This window comes from Paenibacillus lutrae, from assembly GCF_009757775.1.
Lineage (GTDB): Bacteria > Bacillota > Bacilli > Paenibacillales > NBRC-103111 > Paenibacillus_F > Paenibacillus_F lutrae.
Genome location: NZ_RHLK01000002.1, coordinates 307,244 through 323,589 on the forward strand (window position 1 = coordinate 307,244; position 16,346 = coordinate 323,589).

The following is a 16,346-nucleotide window of genomic DNA, read 5'->3' on the forward strand; positions in this document are numbered from 1 at the left end:
TAAAAAAGGAATCCAAGGCATAACGATTCTGTTGTATAAATTACACGTTGAGCGGTGCCGGGAATTGTCGGTATAATCGCTATAGATTAAATCAAACGCCGCCAATTGCCGCGCAATAAGCGGAAGCATCTGCCGGCTAAACCGGCTTCAGCTGTTTGATTTCAATAAAACAAGAGGGGTGTTCGCCTGCGGCGAGGGATGCGGCATGACTACAATAGCGCGGTAGAAGGGGAGGAACCAGCATGAAAATCGTAATTGCCCCGGATTCTTATAAGGGAAGCCTTTCAGCGAAGGAAGCCGGTCTGGCTATCGAGAGAGGCATCAATAAAACCGGTTTTGAGAACGTTACCACAATTGTTCCCATGGCCGACGGCGGTGAAGGAACAATGGAATGTCTGATTGATGCCACCGGTGGAAGATTTATTGAAGCTACTGTGAAAAATCCGCTTGGACGTGAAATTAGCTCCGGTTTCGGAATACTTGGAGATGGGAAGACCTGTGTAATTGAGATGGCGATGTCATCCGGTTTATATCTGATCGGAGAAGGCGAGAGGAACCCGCTGGTCACAACTACCTACGGTTTTGGACAGCTAGTCCAAGCGGGTCTTGACCAAGGCTGCAGAACCTTTCTTGTAGGAATCGGCGGGAGCGCTACCAATGATGGCGGCGCAGGTATGCTTCAGGCGCTGGGGGCCAAGCTGCTGGATACGGACGGCCATCCGGTCGGTTTTGGCGGCGGGGAGCTTGCGCGTATCGCAGCAATACATTTGGATGAATTCGACACAAGAATAGCCGAAAGCCAGTTCGTGGTGGCATGTGATGTGGACAATCCTTTCGTGGGTCCGAGGGGCGCTTCGGCTGTATTCGGTCCACAAAAAGGTGCTACACCTGAAGTGGTTAAGCTTCTTGACAGTAATTTGCTTCATTTTGCAAATCTTATTCAAGAGACCACCGGAGTCGCTGTGCAGCAGGTGCCGGGTACCGGTGCAGCGGGAGGTCTTGCCGGCGCTTTGCTGGCTTTTATGAAAGGGCGGCTTGAATCCGGTGTTTCCATAGTAACGAGAGTAACAGGCTTGGAAGAAGAAATTCAGAATGCGGATTTGGTCATTACAGGAGAAGGTCAAGTCGACTTCCAGACCGCAAGCGGCAAAACGCCTGCTGGCGTTGCTCAGGTGGCCCGGATATACGGAGTCCCGGTTATCATTCTTGCGGGCTCGATCGGCACGGAATAGAAAGTCTTTATGAGCATGGCGTCACAGCGGTGGTTAGTATTTTGAATCGGCCCATGCCGCTTGAAGAAGCGATGAGTCAGACAGGTTTACTGCTGGAACAAGCCGCAGAGCAGGTCATACGCATTTATACCAGAGGGGGATTGCTATGAACCAGGTAGCAGGTTAGCGCCTCTACTTATATTCTTGCTCTGGAGACGAATCTGATTGGTCTTATCCGAGGTGTCCAGGGTCCTATCATTAAAGATATCGTTCAACGATCAGTTCAAGGTTCGGCGACATTATGACGAGCATCTGCTTAGTTATTATTTTCGGTCCCATTATCGGTAAAATTTTAGAAAAAACAGAAGCTTTCGTGAAAAGGGCGGAGGTTGTCCTTAAGCTTCTGGGCGACCGTCATCCTGCAATAGCCATGACGATTATGGGCTGGATTGTTTCTATACCCGTCTTCTGCGATTCCGGTTGCGTCATTCTCTCTTCTCTTAAAAAAATCATTGGCCAAAAAGACCGGTGTGAACGTCGCCACATTGTCCTTAGCACCATCTACAGGATTGTACGCAACCATACTCGTTCCCACGACACCGTGTCTCATCGCTGCTACGATTAACCTCCCTCTTAAGAAGAAAAAATAGTTATGTGAAGGGAATGGTACTCAGCCGTTTTTGGAACCAGGAAAGACGGCAACTGCAAACGGGGTAGAATATAGTAAAGCTTGCTTTAAGATTCTTAGCGTTAAGTACCCTGGAGGAAGAGCGTATGAATGATGTTATAAGCGGCCTTCCTTCTAAGTGCACGGGACAACATACAGATATCTTCAAACTTTTTGGGTTGTAAAAAAATACCTGCCTACAAAAGCTTGCTAATCCATGCTTCCGCATGTTAAGTTATTACTCCCGGTGCTGAACAACACAGGGAAGCAAATAAACAATGAATAACAAAAAATGATTTGGAAGATTTTGAGGGTTGCAAGGCTAACGAGAATTATGTTATTATGTAATTCCGGCCGTGAGAGCAGCCGATACAAACGAGTAACACGGAAGAGATTGTCCTTTGAAAACTGAACAACGAGTGATTGAAACGTCTTGAGCAATCAGGACGCTAAACAGAGAAGAAATTCTCGTCAGCATTGAATTTTTGAGCTATTCAGCTTGAGATAAACGTCGGCTTCGGCCGGCACCCTTATCGGAGAGTTTGATCCTGGCTCAGGACGAACGCTGGCGGCGTGCCTAATACATGCAAGTCGAGCGGAATCGATGAAGTGCTTGCACTTCTGAGATTTAGCGGCGGACGGGTGAGTAACACGTAGGTAACCTGCCTGTAAGATCGGGATAACTACCGGAAACGGTAGCTAAGACCGGATAAGTGACCTTCTCGCATGGNCATTGAATTTTTGAGCTATTCAGCTTGAGATAAACGTCGGCTTCGGCCGGCACCCTTATCGGAGAGTTTGATCCTGGCTCAGGACGAACGCTGGCGGCGTGCCTAATACATGCAAGTCGAGCGGAATTGATGAAGTGCTTGCACTTCTGAGATTTAGCGGCGGACGGGTGAGTAACACGTAGGTAACCTGCCTGTAAGATCGGGATAACTACCGGAAACGGTAGCTAAGACCGGATAAGTGACCTTCTCGCATGGGGAGGTCAAGAAAAAGGGTTTACGCTCTTGCTTACAGATGGACCTGCGGCGCATTAGCTAGTTGGTGAGGTAACGGCTCACCAAGGCGACGATGCGTAGCCGACCTGAGAGGGTGAACGGCCACACTGGGACTGAGACACGGCCCAGACTCCTACGGGAGGCAGCAGTAGGGAATCTTCCGCAATGGACGCAAGTCTGACGGAGCAACGCCGCGTGAGTGATGAAGGTTCTCGGATCGTAAAGCTCTGTTGCCAGGGAAGAACGCCAAGGAGAGTAACTGCTCTTTGGGTGACGGTACCTGAGAAGAAAGCCCCGGCTAACTACGTGCCAGCAGCCGCGGTAATACGTAGGGGGCAAGCGTTGTCCGGAATTATTGGGCGTAAAGCGCGCGCAGGCGGTTTTTTAAGTCTGGTGTTTAATCCCGAGGCTCAACCTCGGTTCGCACCGGAAACTGGAAGACTGGAGTGTAGGAGAGGAAAGTGGAATTCCACGTGTAGCGGTGAAATGCGTAGAGATGTGGAGGAACACCAGTGGCGAAGGCGACTTTCTGGCCTATAACTGACGCTGAGGCGCGAAAGCGTGGGGAGCAAACAGGATTAGATACCCTGGTAGTCCACGCCGTAAACGATGCATGCTAGGTGTTAGGGGTTTCGATACCCTTGGTGCCGAAGTTAACACAGTAAGCATGCCGCCTGGGGAGTACGCTCGCAAGAGTGAAACTCAAAGGAATTGACGGGGACCCGCACAAGCAGTGGAGTATGTGGTTTAATTCGAAGCAACGCGAAGAACCTTACCAGGTCTTGACATCCCGGTGTAACACCTAGAGATAGGTGCCCTCTTCGGAGCATCGGAGACAGGTGGTGCATGGTTGTCGTCAGCTCGTGTCGTGAGATGTTGGGTTAAGTCCCGCAACGAGCGCAACCCTTGAACTTAGTTGCCAGCAGGTTGAGCTGGGCACTCTAAGTTGACTGCCGGTGACAAACCGGAGGAAGGCGGGGATGACGTCAAATCATCATGCCCCTTATGACCTGGGCTACACACGTACTACAATGGCCGGTACAACGGGAAGCGAAGGAGCGATCCGGAGCCAATCCTATCAAAGCCGGTCTCAGTTCGGATTGCAGGCTGCAACTCGCCTGCATGAAGTCGGAATTGCTAGTAATCGCGGATCAGCATGCCGCGGTGAATACGTTCCCGGGTCTTGTACACACCGCCCGTCACACCACGAGAGTTTACAACACCCGAAGTCGGTGAGGTAACCGCAAGGAGCCAGCCGCCGAAGGTGGGGTAGATGATTGGGGTGAAGTCGTAACAAGGTAGCCGTATCGGAAGGTGCGGCTGGATCACCTCCTTTCTATGGANACTCGGGTGCCGAAGCGCACCCAGTCAAGAAGGCTTCGGCCTTCACAACTTCAATCACTCGTTGTCAGTTTTGAAAGGAGAATTTCCTCTCTTTTCAAACTTTTTGCTGCCCTGATCTTCTTCGGATTGTCAGTGGCGCGAATCCGTTGTTCCTTGAAAACTAGATAGCGAAATATGTAACTAGAATCATCCAAAAACCTTGATGGTTTGATGAAGCGAAGTTGTATGGCGCATGAGCGATTTGGCAAGCTTGCTTNACAACACCCGAAGTCGGTGAGGTAACCGCAAGGAGCCAGCCGCCGAAGGTGGGGTAGATGATTGGGGTGAAGTCGTAACAAGGTAGCCGTATCGGAAGGTGCGGCTGGATCACCTCCTTTCTATGGAGACTCGGGTGCCGAAGCGCACCCAGTCAAGAAGGCTTCGGCCTTCACAACTTCAATCACTCGTTGTCAGTTTTGAAAGGAGAATTTCCTCTCTTTTCAAACTTTTTGCTGCCCTGATCTTCTTCGGATGTTCAGTGGCGCGAATCCGTTGTTCCTTGAAAACTAGATAGCGAAATATGTAACTAGAATCATCCAAAAACCTTGATGGTTTGATGAAGCGAAGTTGTATGGCGCATGAGCGATTTGGCAAGCTTGCTTGCTAGCGCGAATCGGCATAAAGCGGAGCCTGGTCAAGCTAATAAGGGCACACGGAGGATGCCTAGGCGCTAGGAGCCGAAGAAGGACGTGGCGAACGACGAAATGCCTCGGGGAGCCGTAAGCAGGCTTTGATCCGGGGATGTCCGAANAACTTCAATCACTCGTTGTCAGTTTTGAAAGGAGAATTTCCTCTCTTTTCAAACTTTTTGCTGCCCTGATCTTCTTCGGATGTTCAGTGGCGCGAATCCGTTGTTCCTTGAAAACTAGATAGCGAAAGTTGTAACTAGAATCATCCAAAAACCTTGATGGTTTGATGAAGCGAAGTTGTATGGCGCATGAGCGATTTGGCAAGCTTGCTTGCTAGCGCGAATCGGCATAAAGCGGAGCCTGGTCAAGCTAATAAGGGCACACGGAGGATGCCTAGGCGCTAGGAGCCGAAGAAGGACGTGGCGAACGACGAAATGCCTCGGGGAGCCGTAAGCAGGCTTTGATCCGGGGATGTCCGAATGGGGGAACCCAGCTGTGGTAATGCGCAGTTACCATGCAGTGAATACATAGCTGCATTGGAGGCACACCCAGGGAACTGAAACATCTAAGTACCTGGAGGAAAAGAAAACAATAGTGATTCCGTCAGTAGCGGCGAGCGAACGCGGATTAGCCCAAACCAGAGGGCTTGCTCTCTGGGGTTGTGGGGCGTCGATATGGCAAAAGTTCATTAGGTGAAGTGATCTGGAAAGGTCCGCTGGAAGAGGTAACAGCCCTGTAGCCGAAAGTGAACGTATGCCTAGACCCACCCCGAGTACGGCGGGACACGTGAAACCCCGTCGGAATCCGGCAGGACCATCTGCCAAGGCTAAATACTCCCTAGCGACCGATAGTGAAGCAGTACCGTGAGGGAAAGGTGAAAAGCACCCCGGGAGGGGAGTGAAATAGAACCTGAAACCGTGTGCCTACAAGAAGTCAGAGCCCGTTAATGGGTGATGGCGTGCCTTTTGTAGAATGAACCGGCGAGTTACGTTCACGTGCGAGGTTAAGTTGAAAAGACGGAGCCGCAGCGAAAGCGAGTCTGAATAGGGCGACTATAGTACGTGGGCGTAGACCCGAAACCGTGTGATCTACCCCTGTCCAGGGTGAAGGTGCGGTAACACGCACTGGAGGCCCGAACCCACGCATGTTGAAAAATGCGGGGATGAGGTGGGGGTAGCGGAGAAATTCCAATCGAACTCGGAGATAGCTGGTTCTCCCCGAAATAGCTTTAGGGCTAGCCTCGGGGGATGTGTCGTGGAGGTAAAGCACTGATTGGGTGCGGGGCCCGCCAAGGGTTACCAAGTCCAGTCAAACTCTGAATGCCACAGACATTACCCCGGGAGTCAGACAGTGAGTGCTAAGATCCATTGTCAAGAGGGAAACAGCCCAGATCATCAGCTAAGGTCCCCAAGTGTGTGTTAAGTGGGAAAGGATGTGGAGTTGCACAGACAACCAGGATGTTGGCTTAGAAGCAGCCACCATTTAAAGAGTGCGTAATAGCTCACTGGTCGAGTGACTCTGCGCCGAAAATGTAACGGGGCTAAACACACCACCGAAGCTATGACTTGCATCTATGATGCATGGGTAGGGGAGCGTTCTGTACGGATTGAAGGTAGATCGTGAGGACTGCTGGACTGTACAGAAGTGAGAATGCCGGTATGAGTAACGAAAAGATCAGTGAGAATCTGATCCGCCGAAAGCCTAAGGGTTCCTGAGGAAGGTTCGTCCGCTCAGGGTAAGTCGGGACCTAAGGCGAGGCCGAAAGGCGTAGTCGAAGGACAACAGGTTGAAATTCCTGTACCACCGTAAGCCGTTATGAGCAATGGAGTGACGCAGCAGGGTAGGGACGCGGACTGATGGATGTCCGTCCAAGCAGTGAGGCTGATGTGTAGGCAAATCCGCACATCNTCCGCCGAAAGCCTAAGGGTTCCTGAGGAAGGTTCGTCCGCTCAGGGTAAGTCGGGACCTAAGGCGAGGCCGAAAGGCGTAGTCGAAGGACAACAGGTTGAAATTCCTGTACCACCGTAAGCCGTTACGAGCAATGGAGTGACGCAGCAGGGTAGGGACGCGGACTGATGGATGTCCGTCCAAGCAGTGAGGCTGATGTGTAGGCAAATCCGCACATCGTAAGGCTGGGCTGTGATGGGGAGCGAAAATTACAGTAGCGAAGGTCTTGATCTCACACTGCCAAGAAAAGCTTCTAGCCAGGCGAAGGTGCCCGTACCGCAAACCGACACAGGTGGGCGAGAAGAGANATGGAGTGACGCAGCAGGGTAGGGACGCGGACTGATGGATGTCCGTCCAAGCAGTGAGGCTGATGTGTAGGCAAATCCGCACATCATAAGGCTGGGCTGTGATGGGGAGCGAAAATTACAGTAGCGAAGGTCTTGATCTCACACTGCCAAGAAAAGCTTCTAGCCAGGCGAAGGTGCCCGTACCGCAAACCGACACAGGTGGGCGAGAAGAGAATTCTAAGGCGCGCGGAAGAACTCTCGTTAAGGAACTCGGCAAAATGACCCCGTAACTTCGGGAGAAGGGGTGCCCCGGTAGTGTGAATAGCACGAGGGGGCCGCAGTGAAAAGGCCCAAGCGACTGTTTAGCAAAAACACAGGTCTATGCGAAGCCGTAAGGCGAAGTATATGGGCTGACGCCTGCCCGGTGCTGGAAGGTTAAGGGGAGCGGTTAGGAGCAATCCGAAGCTGTGAACCGAAGCCCCAGTAAACGGCGGCCGTAACTATAACGGTCCTAAGGTAGCGAAATTCCTTGTCAGGTAAATTCTGACCCGCACGAATGGCGTAACGACTTGGGCGCTGTCTCAACNACGAGGGGGCCGCAGTGAAAAGGCCCAAGCGACTGTTTAGCAAAAACACAGGTCTATGCGAAGCCGTAAGGCGAAGTATATGGGCTGACGCCTGCCCGGTGCTGGAAGGTTAAGGGGAGCGGTTAGGGGTAACCCGAAGCTGTGAACCGAAGCCCCAGTAAACGGCGGCCGTAACTATAACGGTCCTAAGGTAGCGAAATTCCTTGTCAGGTAAATTCTGACCCGCACGAATGGCGTAACGACTTGGGCGCTGTCTCAACGAGAGATCCGGTGAAATTTTAATACCTGTGAAGATGCAGGTTACCCGCGACAAGACGGAAAGACCCCATGGAGCTTTACTGCAGCTTGATATTGGACTTTGGTACGATCTGTACAGGATAGGTGGGAGCCTTTGAAGCCTGAGCGCCAGCTTGGGTGGAGGTGCCGTTGGGATACCACCCTGATCGTATCGGAGTTCTAACCTGCTACCGTCTAACCGGTAGAGGGACCGTGTCAGGTGGGCAGTTTGACTGGGGCGGTCGCCTCCTAAAGAGTAACGGAGGCGCCCAAAGGTTCCCTCAGAATGGTTGGAAATCATTCGAAGAGTGCAAAGGCATAAGGGAGCTTGACTGCGAGACATACAGGTCGAGCAGGGACGAAAGTCGGGCTTAGTGATCCGGTGGTACCGCATGGAAGGGCCATCGCTCAACGGATAAAAGCTACCCTGGGGATAACAGGCTTATCTCCCCCAAGAGTCCACATCGACGGGGAGGTTTGGCACCTCGATGTCGGCTCATCGCATCCTGGGGCTGAAGTAGGTCCCAAGGGTTGGGCTGTTCGCCCATTAAAGCGGTACGCGAGCTGGGTTCAGAACGTCGTGAGACAGTTCGGTCCCTATCTGTCGCGGGCGCAGGAAATTTGAGAGGAGCTGTCCTTAGTACGAGAGGACCGGGATGGACGTACCGCTGGTGTACCAGTTGTCTCGCCAGAGGCATAGCTGGGTAGCTATGTACGGAAGGGATAAGCGCTGAAAGCATCTAAGCGTGAAGCCCCCCTCAAGATGAGATTTCCCAGTATGTAAGACCCCTTGAAGACGACGAGGTAGATAGGTTGGAGGTGGAAGCACAGCAATGTGTGGAGCTGACCAATACTAATCGGTCGAGGGCTTGACCTANGACCGGGATGGACGTACCGCTGGTGTACCAGTTGTCTCGCCAGAGGCATAGCTGGGTAGCTATGTACGGAAGGGATAAGCGCTGAAAGCATCTAAGCGTGAAGCCCCCCTCAAGATGAGATTTCCCAATTAGTAAGACCCCTTGAAGACGACGAGGTAGATAGGTTGGAGGTGGAAGCACAGCAATGTGTGGAGCTGACCAATACTAATCGGTCGAGGGCTTGACCTATAGGTCTTTACGAGAGTAGAGGCCGTCATCGGAAGCATCGCTTAGGCGGTGCACCACAAGATCTTTGGATGGATCTTTTACATCTTTCGCTGCTAGTTTTCAGGGTACAACCCTGAAATGAGTGGTATGTCCGCAAGGAGATGCTGCGATTTTCGAAGTCGCTAACACTTCGGAACATCCTGTTTGGTGACGATGGCGGAAGGGAACCACGCGTACCCATCCCGAACACGACCGTTAAGCCTTCCAGCGCCGATGGTACTTGGACCGCAGGGTCCTGGGAGAGTAGGACGTTGCCAAGCAAAGTAAGCCCACTAATGAGTGGGCTTTTTTGTTTGTAATACTTTATGATTTCACCTAAATCATGAGATATTATTAAAGTCCTCTCGGGAATCGGTATGATTGGAAATAAAGATGAGGTCAGGAGGATGAATCCTGACTACGGCCGGGGAAACAGTAACTTTGAATCCTTATGTGTGGGCATATATAGCAATCTAAAGCTACCTGTACTATGACAGGTAGCCTTTTTTATAACATACATACACCAAAATTTCTGACTATATTTCAGTATACTCGATTAGGGTAACTTAATTCTTAAACGAAAGGCTATTGAAGAAATTCGCATGTGACAAAAGGGAACATATGGGATGCTGGTTTGTCTAATAGGATGGAGGTGAGAGAGATGGAAACAGAATATTTAAAAGATATCGATGATGTGGATAGTACGGAGCTGTATAATCTGATGAATCAATACGGGGACGATGTTTGGAGATACGCTTATGCGATAACCAAAAATAAGGAGCAATCGAAGGATATTGCACAGGAGGTCTTTATAAAAGTTCATTCTCATCTGCATACTTACCGGGGTCAATCATCCTTCAAGACATGGCTCTTTGCCATTACAAGGAATATAGCGATTAACGAGATGAGGTCCGGTTATTTTCGCAAGGTTTTACTTTTCGGGAACGTGAGGAATACACGAACTGAGCAGTCTGCCGAGGGGACATATATCGGGATTCAAGGGGCTGCGGTTATTCGCAGTATTATTATGGGCTTGTCCAGAAAGTTACGGGAAGTGCTCATCCTGGATTTGGACCATGAACTAACCATTCAAGAAATGGCGGATGTACTCGGCATACCGCAAGGAACAGTGAAGTCCAGACTCAATAGGGCACGCAAAAAGGTCGAGAAGATATGGAGGGAAATGGAGAATGAGTAACCGGAAACCGAGTTGGTACGGGATAGTCAAAGAAAATGACGCTGATAAGGGAATGTTTACTGAAAAGATGAAGCAAATCGTAATCGAGCGGGTTGAACATAACCGTTACAAGAAAATGAATCATGCCTTTATTAAAGTTTTATTTCCGGTAGCCGCGGCCGGACTCATGCTCAGTATACTGATAGTCCCTCTCACTAATAGCTGGCCCGCTATTTTTCCATTAAAACAAGGGGGAGATTCAAATGGATCAATGAGTCCGCCGGGAGCTTCCGGGAACGATGTAACACTGAATTATGAACCTGCGGCAGATGTGAAAATAATTCCCGAGACAGATAAAGCAATCAGAAGAGACCGATTGGAGCGAATACCGCTATCATCTGTAACGATTAAAGAAGTGGTCGCGAGCGAAGGGATGGGGAAGTACGGGAAGTATGTGGAATATAGGAAAGAAGGAGATCCGAATCCTTTTTTCGGTTACGATTCTACGAACTTTTTAAGCTCCGTAATTGAAGGGGTCTATGAGATCGGATATGGGGCATTGAGCGACGTGAAGTTCAGGAAAAGTGATGCTTTCGGTTTCTCTAATGTCCGGTTAGACGGTAAATGCGGGCCTGAGCGCCGATGTACCTATTGGATTTCTCAAGAGAATAATAATATTATCGCCAACTACCAAATGGATGCAGCAACCATTTATGAGGAGGATCTGGATGGTGATGGAGTGACTGAGGCCGTCGTTCTTACCCATGATCAGGATGTGTATATTTACAAAAATATAGCCGGCGTGATTAAGTCGATTGATGTGCAGGCTGCCCTGCAAGCTACATTTAGAGATACGGTAACGTACGACCCTGTTCAGCGGACTTTTCAGATCAGCAGTACTTTAGAGTCCAGGAAGTATCGATATGCTGCCGGTATGGACAAACTCGAGCTGTTGGAACGAAGGGAATTAACCTATAAAGGCACAATGTGAAAATTTTAACATGACAAAAGTAGATATATTGGTTATGATGACTAAGAAAATCGAATATGTGAACAGGTGCCAATTATGTATGCCAACTACGGAATCATGAATTGGTTAAAAGGGAAGCGGGTGAAAATCCCGCGCGGTCCCGCCGCTGTATAAGAAGAGTCCTTGCAAAATGCCACTGGGAAACTGGGAAGGCTGTAAGGGTGTTGAAGCTTGAGCCAGAAGACCTGCCTGTTTCGTCGTCACACCATAACTCTACGATGGATAGGAAGGTGTTTTAGTGCATGCTTTATTTAGCTATGTATTCTATTAAACCTCTTAACATTTTATGTTAAGGGGTTTTTGCTGCTTAGCGCATTTATTCTTGGAGACTAGATCAGAATGCTGTGAAAGGAAGGAAGACTAAGAATGATGAGAAACAGATTTATAGCTTGGACGCTCGTTTTGTGTATGTTCTTGTCCTTATTCTCAGCAGGGCTTACAGTAACCAGCGCCAATGGGGCGAATCTTGCAACGGCAGGGCTGAAGGACTCGGCAAGCGTTACGACGGATGTGTATCCGGCTTCTTCGGATTCCTCAAAAACTTTTATCCATGCAGACACACAAAAACCGAGTATTACCGTAGAAGGGTTAACGGATAAACAGATCCTATCCACCAAAGAAATCAGTTTTAAAGTCACTGTAACAGACAATGTGTATACAGACATTGTTCCGGAAGTAAAGGTGAACGGCACCACCATTCTGCCAACCCATGCACAGTACCAGGCTTCTCTGGCACCGAGCCGTAATACCGTTACAATCGCAGCGGCAGATGGAGCAGGCAATAGAACAGATGAATCCTATGAGATTAGCTACAAAGCTCTTCCCGCTAACTCCCCGAAAGCACAACTGGATAAGAATCTGGCTTATCTCGTCGGATCGGTAACAGACCCGAGCTTCGGCACAGGTGGAGGAGAATGGTCGATCCTTTCCCTGGCCAGAGCCGATTACCCGGTACCGGCGGGTTATTATGATATTTACTACAAGAATGCGGCTCAAAAAGTTGCAGGGTTGATGCCTAAGTACGGCGATAAACTCGACAAGAATAAAGGTACGGAACATTCCAGATTAATCCTGGGGCTTACTTCTATCGGCAGAGAAATTACGGAAGTCGCTAATTACGATATAAGGAAAGCTCTTGCAGATTATAATTATGTGATCAAGCAAGGGATTAATGGTCCTATCTTTGCCCTGATCGCATTTGACAGCAAGCCTTACGATATTCCTCAAGTATCAGGGACAGCCGTACAGACAACCAAAGAAAAGCTGATCCGCTACATTCTGGACCGGGAGATCAAGAAGGGGACCAGCGAAGCCGGCGGCTGGGCGCTGAGCGGAAGCAATCCCGATCCGGATATTACCGGCATGGCGATTCAGAGCCTTACGCCTTACTACAATCAGCAGGCGGACGTAAGAGAGGCCGTTGACCGCGCTGTTATCTGGCTGGCCAAATCTCAGAAGGATGAAGGCGGCTTTGCTAGCTGGGATACAGTAAACAGTGAAAGTATCGCGCAGGTTATTGTAGCTTTAACCGGGTTAGGAATCGATCCGCACACGGACCCAAGGTTTATTAAGAACGGACAATCCGCTGTCGATGCCCTGATGAGCTTTGCAGTCCCTGAAGGCGGCTTTATGCACATTCTTCCGGGAACTGCCGCTAACGGCGGCGCAGGAGCCGGTGTGGTCGACGGGATGGCTACCGATCAGGGGACTTACGCGCTGGTAGCCTATGACAGGTTCATAAAGGGCAAAACCCGTCTCTATGACATGACGGACGTTAAGGAAGATACGACGAAGGATAAGGTGCTGCCGCTGCCATCGGGCGATCAGCCTCATCTTGCTATACCGCAAGATGAACGGAACTATCTGGTTCCGGTAACAGCCGGTGATAAGCATAAGGAAATACGAGTTGAGATCCCGGGCGATAAACAATCGAAGGTTATCGTTAAGCTTCCTGCCGCACAGGCTTTGCCTCAGTTAGAAGCGGTTAAGGGCAGTGCGTCCGTCCTGCTTCCGAAGGGGGCACAAGTGACGAGCGGAGACGCGTCTGCAATTGAGATGCTCTCGCCTGTCCTTTTCTCAGATGCGGTACTAAGGGATAAGATTAACGAGATTCTTCCCAAGAACAAGAAGCTGGATGCTATTACCCAAGCTTTCTCCGTGGGCGGGCAGGCTAGAGTTGAATTCAGCGAGTATGTCACGCTAACTTTCAAGGGTATGAGCGGCAAAGAGGCCGCTTATATAGAAGGCGGGACTCCGCACGCCATTCACAAGTATGCCAGCGGCAGCGAAGGGGAACTTAGCGGACTCCAGGAGTACGCATACGACAGCGGCAATGATCTGATCGTCAAAACGAAGCATTTTACCGATTATGCGGCTTATGCGGTCAGCACCATTCAAGCGCCTGGCGGCGGGGGAGGCGGAATCACGCCTCAGCCTAAACCTTACGCGACAATCTCTGTCGATAAGGAAACGATTAGTAAAGGCTTTGTGGTTGCCGCTACGGATGTAGAGCTGCAATCCGGCGATACGGCATGGACTTTATTAAAGAGAGTGCTGGATAACAACGGGATACCGTATGAATATGAGTGGACCGAGAAATACGGAAGTGTCTATGTGCAATCGATCGCTGGAGATGGTGAATTCGACCATGGCACCGGCAGCGGCTGGATGTACAGTGTCAACGGGTCCTATCCCAATTATGGAGCCAGCAGCTATGTCCTGCAGAACGGCGATCGCCTGCAGTGGCGCTATACAACAAATCTGGGTGCAGATTTAGGGCAAGATCTCAGTCAGTGGGAGACTGTTAAACCACCGGCTCTTATTAATCCAGATGACCGCACACCTGTAGTAAACGTGCCTAAGGATACTGTAGCGGATTATGTTCTGGATATTACGAAGGAACTTGTAAATACAGACAAGATAACCGTTAATCTGCCGGAATTGACATCGAAATTCATACTTAATTTAAAAGACGTTAAAGATGATATTCCTGGGCTTACCGTTACCAAAGGTAATATTCAAGCGGTCATTGACAAGGGCACCAGGCTTACGGCAGGGGATGATCGATTCGAGCTCCTCACAACAATAGACACGAATAACAGCAGCATTCAAGCGCTTGTTAAAGGCATTCTGAAAGACAACGAGAAGCTGGATATAATCAACCATGCTTTCGTATCAGGCAATCCGGCGAATCCGGCTGTGTTTGATAAACCGATTTCTTATCGATTCAAAGACAGTCAAAAGCAGCACCCCGGGTATTTAACCGACAAAGAGTTCACACCGATTGTCATTTATGAGACAGAGGAAGCGGGCATTCAGGCGAGCAAAGGCTCCGGCAAGACAGCCTATGCTTATAGGAAAGACAACGATCTTGTGGTCAAAATTAACTTTGCGGCGACTCTTATCACGTATACGACCAGCACAACCGCACCGGTTTTGAAGCCGGAGCCGCAACCGGATCCGAAGCCGGGCAAAGTGGATCTTAAAAAGCTGTACAAGGATGCAGGTACAATTTCATCCTGGGCTTATCAAGCGATCGAAGAAGCGACGGCAAATAACATCATTGACGGAAGCGGCGGCAAATTCAATCCGCAGGCCGATGTTACAAGAGCAGAATTCACTAAAATTGTGGCAGCTATGCTGGGACTTGATTTTACAGCGGACAAGGTCATCAGCTTCAAGGATGTTAGTCAGGACGACTGGTTCTATCCAGCAGTCAACGCTGCCTTTAAAGCGGGGATAGTCGGCGGCTTCGGTGAAGAATTCAAGCCTGACGATAAGATTACCCGTGAGCAGATGGCCGTCATAATTATCAGGGCATTGGGAGCTGGCCCGCTGAGAACGGACGCCGGACTTACCGATCTGGATACGGTCTCTTCCTGGGCCCGAACCGATGTGGAAACGATCATCGCCCTGAATTTGATGCAAGGGTATGACAATCAGTTCAAGCCGCAAGATTATGCCACGAGAGAAATGGCAGCGGTGGTTGCGGTAAGAGCTTATACCTACTCGAAGGACTCTAAACCGGGCGGGGGAAAACCGGAGCCTGGGAAGCCGGAACCGGGGAAACCATCTCAAGGCAAGCATGAGGAAGTAGCCGACCAGATCCGGAATACCGCAGCTTTTCTGCAAAAATCAGTGGATGATCCTGTTATAGGCACGGTTGGAGGAGAATGGACGGTCCTTGGACTGGCCCGTTCGGGTGTAGAAGTGCCGGAGGCTTATTATGCTAAATACTATGCCAATGTGGAGAAAACCCTTAAAGAAAAGTCGGGCAAACTACATCACGTCAAATATACGGAATATGATCGGGTCATTCTGGCTCTAACCTCAATAGGCAAAGACATTAAGAATGTAGCCGGATATGACTTAAGAGAACCACTTGCTGATTTTGAGACACTGATCAAACAAGGGATTAATGGTCCTGTCTTTGCTCTTATTGCTCTCGACAGCAATCAGTATGAGATCCCCGTCGTTGGGGGGGTAAAGACGCAGACAACCAGAGAAATGCTGATCCAGTTCATTCTGGGCCGGGAGATTAAAGGCGGAGGATGGGCATTAGGGGCGAATGCCGCTGAATCCGATCCGGATGTTACGTCTATGGTGATTCAAGGACTCACTCCTTACTATAAAACGAATGCCGATGTAAAAGCCGCGGTTGACCGGGGGATCGCGTGGCTGTCCGCCGCTCAGACAGCGGATGGCGGTTACACTAGCTGGGGTTCCGTTAATTCGGAAAGCATAGCCCAGGTCATCGTTGCCTTAAGCGGACTCGGGATAGACCCGCATCAGGACTCCAGGTTTGTCAAAAACGGTCGTTCACCCGTTGATGCTTTACTTAGCTTTGCCGCCAAAGAGGGCGGATTCTATCATATAAAATCCGGAGATAAAAGCAATGGCGGCGCTAATCCCGGAGAGGTAGACCTTATGGCTACCGATCAGGCGATGTACGCTCTAATCGCTTATGACCGATTTGTTCAAGGTCAATCGGGCCTTTATGACATGACAGATATCAACTAGCATTG

General features: G+C 50.0%; 4 protein-coding genes, 3 rRNA genes, 1 pseudogene and 1 riboswitch. All 8 genes and pseudogenes read left to right on the top strand.

What is annotated here, in order from left to right:
- The first annotated feature begins 242 nt into the window (after nt 1-242).
- The 8 genes and pseudogenes from EDM21_RS03720 to EDM21_RS03755 all read left to right on the top strand — a co-directional run bounded on the left by EDM21_RS03720 (nt 243) and on the right by EDM21_RS03755 (nt 16,341).
- Nucleotides 243-1,381, top strand: a pseudogene (locus EDM21_RS03720) (glycerate kinase).
- A gap of 131 nt (nt 1,382-1,512) precedes the next feature.
- Nucleotides 1,513-1,836 (top strand): GntT/GntP/DsdX family permease, encoded by a 324-nt coding sequence (locus tag EDM21_RS25455; RefSeq protein WP_201280750.1) that lies wholly within the window; start codon nt 1,513-1,515, stop codon nt 1,834-1,836.
- An 828-nt stretch (nt 1,837-2,664) separates the two neighbouring features.
- A 16S ribosomal RNA gene (locus EDM21_RS03730) occupies nt 2,665-4,218 on the top strand.
- Between the two features lie 1,038 nt (nt 4,219-5,256).
- Nucleotides 5,257-8,868 (top strand): 23S ribosomal RNA (locus EDM21_RS03735).
- A 411-nt stretch (nt 8,869-9,279) separates the two neighbouring features.
- Nucleotides 9,280-9,396: ribosomal RNA gene (gene rrf, locus EDM21_RS03740) — 5S ribosomal RNA — on the top strand.
- The 16S, 23S and 5S rRNA genes sit together here, the layout of an rRNA operon.
- A 380-nt stretch (nt 9,397-9,776) precedes the next feature.
- Entirely contained in the window at nt 9,777-10,313 is a 537-nt protein-coding gene (locus EDM21_RS03745; protein WP_157333052.1) for an RNA polymerase sigma factor, read from the top strand.
- Nucleotides 10,306-11,283 (top strand): hypothetical protein, encoded by a 978-nt coding sequence (locus tag EDM21_RS03750; protein ID WP_157333054.1) that lies wholly within the window; start codon nt 10,306-10,308, stop codon nt 11,281-11,283. The genes EDM21_RS03745 and EDM21_RS03750 overlap by 8 nt, the downstream gene beginning before the upstream one ends.
- A 47-nt stretch (nt 11,284-11,330) precedes the next feature.
- Nucleotides 11,331-11,529: riboswitch (cobalamin riboswitch) on the top strand.
- Nucleotides 11,530-11,688: 159 nt separating this feature from the next.
- Entirely contained in the window at nt 11,689-16,341 is a 4,653-nt protein-coding gene (locus tag EDM21_RS03755) for an S-layer homology domain-containing protein (protein ID WP_157333056.1), read from the top strand.
- Nucleotides 16,342-16,346 lie beyond the last annotated feature (5 nt).